A 7230-nucleotide genomic window follows, 5' to 3' on the forward strand; every position below is an offset into this window, starting at 1 on the left:
ATGGTTATTGTTTTGGCTAAAGATAAAAACAGCGCTATAGACAGAGTTTTTTAAACAATTGCTTTACAAGCGTTGCTTTAAGATAAGTGCGGGCAAGGGCTTACCAGTGATAGCTGGCACCCAGTAGCCATTCACGATTGTCGATCGGACGATAGTCGCTGGCATCGGTGACATCACGCTGTACATCGAAGATATTATTAATCGCCGCGTATAGGCTCAGGTTTGCCGTCATGTCATAATTGAGCTTGCTATCGAGCGTCCACCAAGACGGCGAGTACGTCTGTGCGCTGGTGCTGACGAGCTGTTTGGACTCGTAGTTGAGGCGCGGGATCAGCTGTAGCTTGTCATTGATTTGATAGTCAAGTGCCAGCATAGCTTTGTGATTGGGCTTATAGGTCAGCTCGGTATCGGTGACATTGTTGTGGGTCTTGAGATACGCATAACTGGCTTGTAGTTTGGCGCGCTCGTCCACTTGCCAGTCGATACCGATATCGCCGCCATAGGTTTTGGCGCTATCGACGTTCATAAACTGATAGACAGCAATATTGCCATCAAAGGTCGCATTGTCCTCGTCGGTTTGGATAAGGTCGTCAACGTCATTATAAAAACCATTGACGGTGAGGTTGAGTGTATCGCTCAGCTGACCTTGATAGCCGATTTGGTAGCTGGTTGAGGTCTCCGGCTGCAAGTTTGGGTTGCCCATCACTTTATAGCCCAAATTGCTATGATCAAAGACGTAGTAGCGCTCTTTTAGATTGGGCACGCGATAACCACCGCCGATACTACCGCGCAAGATATGCTCGCGGCCGCTAGCGTCCATGAGATTATATTTGAGCGATACTTTTGGCGCCGTATGGCTACCAAAGTCTTCATCGTTCTGGTAGCGAATCCCGCTCAGCACCTCCCAATTATCACCGATTAGCCAATCGTCTTGTATATACAGCTCACCGACGTCACGACTGACCTCATTGCTGATCAGCTCGCTGACTTGGTTTTTCGTTTGGCTCAGCTTGTCTTGCTGAAGCTGCCCGCCGACCTGAATAAGATGAATGTGATCGCCGGATAGCACCAACTCAGGTAGGTCAAGCTGCGCTTGCGCTAGCGTGGTACTGATGTCGGTGTCACGGGCGCTGGTGATGGTCTGCTGGGTTTTGGTATTAGACTCGCTTTGATAGTCCTCATGCAGCGCTTGAGCGGACAGCCGATAGGTCTTGCTACGATCGTCTGCATGCGGCGTGATATCAGCACGCGCACCGACACTAAAGCGCTGCTTGCTGATGTGCTCGTCTCGCTGCTGCGCCAAATAGCGCGGCGCCACATAGTAATTAAAGCGGCTGACATCATCTTCTTTATAGTGACTGGCCTCTAGCCAATATTGAGTATTTTTGATCACGCGGCTATCGTCGCTACTATTGCTATCGTTTGACATGCCTTTGCCATCAGGGCGGTAGCTTAGGCGCGCGCTGATTTGTGACTGCTCGCTGGCGTCTTTTAGTCTGGGCCATGCTTTATGATCCAAGCTCAAGCCATCATTGTCTAGATACGAGCCTGATAGGCGCGCCTGAAAGCGTTGATCTTTATCTAAAGCGCCTTCTACGCTGGCTTCGACATAGCGTTTGTTGGCGTCTATTCCTTTACCTGAAGGGTTTTGCTCACCATTACTGGCGATCTCGGTGGTGATATGTCCTGTCGCTGCGCCGATAGGCTTGGTGATGATATTAATCACCCCGCCCATGGCCGCACTGCCAAACTGCGCTGACGCCGCTCCTTGTACCACTTCTATTTGCTCGATATCCATATTCATGTATTGATTTAAATTCACCGTCGATCCCGTACTGGCGGTAATCGGTAAGCCGTCGATGAGCACCAGTACCTGATCGCCGGTGAAGCCTTGCATGCTGACTTCATAGCCTGTCTTGCCATGAACTTCGCGTAAGTAAACATTGGGCAAGAGCGCCAGTGCTTCTTTTAAGGTATGGGCATGGTTGTCATCGAGCGTTTGGCGGCTAAGTACCTGCATGGCGACTGGCGCATCGCTTAAGGCACGCTCAGAGCGTGTGGCGGTCACCACGATAGGGTCGAGACGGACGCTCGGCAGGGCAGTATCATCGGTAAGCTCAGGAGTGTCGTCCACAAAATCTGCTGCTTGGACGCTGGCAGGGGCCAACGCAGATAATGCCAAGGCAATGCTAGTGACCAAAGCACGCTGCCGCCACTGTGGTAAATGAGTAGAGAAGCGGGTATCTGGTAAATAAGAGCGAAGTGGGGACATCGACATAAGTAAGACAACCTTTATAAAAAAAGCAAAAACAGAGAGGTTTGACGCTCTGCTTTATTAAAATTATTTATCAAAACAACAAAATAAGCGGCTATCAGCGATTTAATCCTTCAAGGTTTTGTTACTTAAAACCTCAATGCGAGTAACAAAGCTCAGACATCATATTTCAAACGATAATAATTATCAACATGTAAATGATAATTATTTCTATTTACAAACTAAAAAAATGTTGCCATAATCATTCCCGTTCAATACCACCTGAAAAAAACGATAAGCGCAAACATGGAGCGCTGCCATTTTGCTTGATTTAGTCAGATAGATTTGGCCAAAGGCGGTGATTATTATTCAGCCGTTTATCTCTTTGCGTATATAGCGAGATGATTGGCTTTTTATTATTTATTTTATGGAGACCCTCATGAGTCAACCGTTATCTTTAATCACAAAAAATACCGAGCTGTGGCAACAGTACCAAGCACTAAAAGAAAAAACGCCGATGCTGTTTCCGACAGAAGGGGCAGCGGCATTGGGGGTCAGTGAGTTTGAGCTGATGCTCGCATCGCCTTACAGTCAGTACATCGGGGATAAGTGCAAAACGGTATTACAGCAGTTTGCACGCTTTGGCAGTGTTGAGAGCATCGTCAGAAACGATCTGGCCGTACATGAAAAAACCGCGCCGTATCACAATTTAAAACTCGGCGAAAAGATGGGAATAGCGCTCAATGTTGGTGGTTTGGATTTACGATTCTTTATGTGGCAATGGCAGCATATGTTGGCAGTAACAGATACCAGTCGCGCGGATAAAACGTCTTATAGTATTCAGTTTTACAATGGCGAGGGCGCGGCGATTGACAAAGTGTATCTGCGCGAATTAAGCGATGAGAATATCGCCAGCTGGCAGGCGCTGATTGCGGCGCAGCAGCAGACGGTAAATACGGAGACGCTGACGTTAGAGATACAAGCGCCGCTAAGTGACTGGCGCTACAAGGCGCTGGATGAAGGCGCCCGCACGCAGCTCCAACAAGGTTGGCAGGCAATGACAGATGTGCATCAGTTTCATTCACTATTAAGAAGTCTCGATATCGACCGTGCCAGCAGCTACCGTCAAGCGCCAGAGCAGATGACGCAGCAGCTTAATATTAGCGCTGTCGAGGCGGTATTTACGCAGGCCCGTGATGCCAAATGCCCGATTATGATATTTGTCGGTAATAGCGGACTTGTGCAGATTCAGACGGGTACGGTGCAGACGCTTAAGCGCCTGGGAGACTGGTTTAATGTTTTAGACAAAGACCATAACGACTTTACCCTGCATCTCAAAGACAAAGCTTTGGCGCAAGTGTGGTGCGTCAAGCGTCCAACCAAAGATGGCATTGTGACTTGTATTGAAGGCTTTGACAATAAGGGGTCGAGTGTCTTTAGCGTGTTTGGTCAACGACTCGAAGGCACGCCTGAGCTGGCTGAGTGGCAGCAAATAGTTGCTAATATTGTCGACGAACATGCCTACGCAGAAGCGTTAGCGCCAGCAGTCATGGTTGAAGTAGAGAGCGCATAAACCAGCCATAAAAATCAATTTTGGTTAATTATTTAACATTAATGACTTATATAGTTAATTCACTCTAAAAATGACATCGCGCTACTGAGGTGCTTTCTGTTCAAAATATAGGTTGCGCCGCCTTTGTGATAGCAGCATGCAAGTAAAATTTATAACAGTAGCGTGCTTAAATTTATAATCATTTTGTTTTGAATTGGCTATAGGGTCATTTTTTATGTCAGTAAATTAGGAATACGTATGTCTTCTGCCTTATCAAAAATAACACTCACTCAGTCAGTTATCAATAAAAAACGTACCCGTGGTGCTATCAGTACGGCTGCCATCCTTGGTGCATTGGCCGTGCCGTCGCTTTCTGCTCAAGCTTATGAGCGTATCGTCGCCATGAGTCCCGATGTCGCCGATGTGGTCGTGGCGCTAGGAGCGACCGATAAGCTGGTGGGCAAAGATGCGACCAATAAAAATCTGGCGCTAAAGAGCGTGCCCGCTGTGGGCATGCACCGTAATATCACCGCCGAGTCAGTGCTGGCGGTCAAGCCTGATTTGGTGCTCGGCAGCTATATGGTGCAGCCGGCGAGTATCTATCAGCGCCTAAATGGACTTAAGGTTAAGGCCGTCAATGTCGCACCCAAAGAAGAAGTCAGCACCTTTGCCAGCAGTATCAAATCCATCGGTAATTATGTCGATAAAAAATTTGCAGGGTCGCAGCTAGCCAAGCGTTGGCAGGCAGGGATGAGTCCTATGGCAAAAACCGGTAAGCGCTATCTACTGAGTTACGATGGCCGTATTGTCGCTGGCAAGGGCACGGTAGGCGATGAGCTGATTCGCCGCGCGGGCGGGATAAATGCCGCTAGCGTATCGGGGCTAAAACCTTTGTCGCGAGAAGGCTGGCTGGCCGCCAAGCCTGATGTGATTATCATTGCCGAGCATAATGAGGCGGTCGTTGGCGGTGTCAGTAAGTTTAGTAAGCGTCCTGAGGTTGCTACCAGTACAGCAGGTAAAAATGGTGGCGTCCATTTTTGGCCAGCCGATGATTTTTTGCGTTATGGCTTACAGTCGCCTGAAGTGCTAAAAAAGCTAAATGCGCTCGCAAAATAGCCTAAGCAAATAGTCTAAGTTAAACAAATCTTCCCACTGAGTTTTTATCCACATAAAACGATACTTTTCATGGCAAATACACTGACTGCACCGATCCCTACATTATCAAACAAATACAAGCACAGCCTTTATTATCTGGTGGCGGCGGCCATATCATTGCTACTGATTTGGCTGGCCCTTGGTATTGGTTTTGGCGACTGGTCCAGCCCCAACCATCTGGATGACACCATCTGGCAACTGCGCTATCCGCGCGTGGTGACGGCATTGTTGGTCGGTATGGCGTTGTCTGTCAGCGGGGCGGCGCTGCAAGCGTTGTTTGAAAACCCATTAGCCGATCCGAGCCTAATCGGTACATCAGGTGGGGCGGCGCTCGGGGTGGTGCTGGTATTGGCATTGGGTTTTGGCAGCGTTGGCATACCGCTTGCCGCTTTTAGCGGAAGCGTATTGGTGTGTTTGTTTATTCTCGCTTGTCATCGATTTTTGGGCGGCGGTCAGATGGGTCTGCTGATATTGGGGTTTGTGATCAGTGCGTTTTGTGCTGCCGTGGTCAGTCTGATTTTATTTATGTCTGATGACATGGTGCTGCGCTCGGCGACCAATTGGCTGTCGGGCAGTATGGCGGAGGCGGGGTTTGTGCCGCTGCGCTATGCGATCGTTTCTATGATCTTGGGGCTGGCTATCTTATTGCCATTAGGGCGGCAGTTAGATGGGTTGATGCTAGGGGAGGCTGCTGCTAAATCCTTGGGTATCAAGGTGGGAGTAGTGCGCTGTCTGGTGGTGATTGCCTCGGCATTATTGACAGGGGCGGCGGTATCCTTAGCCGGCGTCATCGGCTTTATTGGCATGATGGTGCCAAACCTGCTGGCTATTTTGTTTGGCGGCGGGCGTATGCGGCTGATGATTTGGTCGGGCTGGCTTGGGGCGCTATTATTACTACTCATTGATGGCACAGCGCGGCATGTCGCTTATCCAGTGGATGTGCCTGTTGGCATCGTTTTAGCGCTACTCGGTGGCCCCTTCTTTATTTGGCTGTTTGTGCGCAGTAGCCGCCGTTAATTGATAGGAGTAACTATGCTTGATTCATTTTTTCAAAGTAGACGCAGCGCTGCGGCAGCAAAACCCGTGCGGCCAGTACGGTCAATGCAAACAGGGCAAACAGAGCAAACAGAGCGACCGAGTCAAAATAATAATACAAGTCATGAGAAAGCAAGCGAGCTGTTGTCGATGCAAGATATTCATATCTCGCATGGTGATAAAGTGCTGTTAAAAATAGACAAGCTAACCGTGCCAAGCCAAAAGCTCGTCGCCTTTATCGGGCCCAATGGCGCGGGTAAAAGCACATTATTGCATACAGTATTGGGTCAGCATACTGGGATGGCGTTAAAAACACAGGGGTATATCACAGCTCAAGGCCAGCCTATCGATGAGATGATGCGTGATGGTCATATCGCTTGGGTTGGGCAACATGAGCGTTTTGAGCTGCCGCTTACGGTGCTTGATTATGCGCTATTGGGCGTCTCGCCAAACCTTGCTTGGTATCAGCGGCCAAATCGCCACCATGTCGAACGCGCGCAAACCTTGCTGCAAGATTTTGAGCTATCAAATCTAACCGATGCCCGTGTGCAAACCTTATCAGGCGGGGAGAAGCAGCGCTTGGCTATCGTGCGGGCACTGATGCAAGACACTAAAATCATGATGTTTGATGAGCCGACCAACCATCTTGACATTCGCCATCAGCGTTTTTTATTGCATTATTTACACACTCTGGTACATGAGCGGCGCAAAAGTATCTTGGTAGTGCTGCATGATTTGACTCATGCCCATCGCTATACCGATGAGGTGGTACTACTAAACGGTGGGCGAGTTATTGCCCAAGGTTCGCCTACTGAGGTAATGACCCGTCAACGACTCAGCGCTGCCTATGATGTCGATATCAAGGCGCATCAGACCGAAGATGGTGTGGTGTTTGTATAACCATATACAGTCAATCTACTTTAAAACAGCTACAGCGCGACTGGTGTTTGTTTTTCTTGTGTGCTGTGCCTACACCGCTCGATGCTGCGTCAAACAAATACCAGCAGCACGTGGCATATAGTCTCTTGCCTGCCAATTTTATTTAGGATCGAGTATATAAAAAATATCAGAGCACATTTTATGTTCAATCGAATAGTCACATTGAAATAAAAAGCTAATATTGCCCTAATAGCTGATTAGGGTGTGTCTTCAATTTACTAGGGCGTGTCCCTAATTCAGTTTGCAATGAATCATAGTACAAGCTAGATACAGCATAGACTTATAATTACGAGCC

At 48.5% G+C, this 7230-nt stretch carries 5 protein-coding genes; 4 read left to right on the top strand and 1 reads right to left on the bottom strand.

Annotated elements, in window-relative coordinates; all coding sequences use genetic code 11:
* Positions 1 to 100 precede the first annotated feature (100 nt).
* Positions 101 to 2278 (bottom strand): TonB-dependent siderophore receptor, encoded by a 2178-nt coding sequence (locus BTV99_RS10905; RefSeq protein ID WP_075102384.1) that lies wholly within the window; start codon positions 2276 to 2278, stop codon positions 101 to 103.
* Between the two features lie 415 nt (positions 2279 to 2693).
* Here BTV99_RS10905 and BTV99_RS10910 point away from each other — a divergent pair, with 415 nt between their 5' ends.
* The 4 genes from BTV99_RS10910 to BTV99_RS10925 all read left to right on the top strand — a co-directional run bounded on the left by BTV99_RS10910 (position 2694) and on the right by BTV99_RS10925 (position 6896).
* Complete coding sequence (locus BTV99_RS10910) at positions 2694 to 3827, top strand: ChuX/HutX family heme-like substrate-binding protein (RefSeq protein ID WP_075102385.1); 1134 nt, start codon at positions 2694 to 2696, stop codon at positions 3825 to 3827.
* 237 nt (positions 3828 to 4064) lie between these two features.
* A complete protein-coding gene (locus tag BTV99_RS10915) occupies positions 4065 to 4922 on the top strand; it encodes a hemin ABC transporter substrate-binding protein (protein WP_083608630.1) in 858 nt (285 codons plus the stop codon).
* A 69-nt stretch (positions 4923 to 4991) separates the two neighbouring features.
* Positions 4992 to 5978 carry an iron ABC transporter permease gene (locus BTV99_RS10920; RefSeq protein WP_075102386.1) on the top strand — a complete coding sequence of 329 codons (987 nt, stop codon included), beginning with the start codon at positions 4992 to 4994 and terminating at the stop codon, positions 5976 to 5978.
* Positions 5979 to 5993: 15 nt separating this feature from the next.
* Entirely contained in the window at positions 5994 to 6896 is a 903-nt protein-coding gene (locus BTV99_RS10925) for an ABC transporter ATP-binding protein (protein ID WP_241900672.1), read from the top strand.
* The last annotated feature ends 334 nt before the right edge of the window (positions 6897 to 7230 follow it).

This window comes from Psychrobacter sp. Rd 27.2 (assembly GCF_001921755.1).
Classification (GTDB): Bacteria; Pseudomonadota; Gammaproteobacteria; order Pseudomonadales; family Moraxellaceae; genus Psychrobacter; species Psychrobacter celer.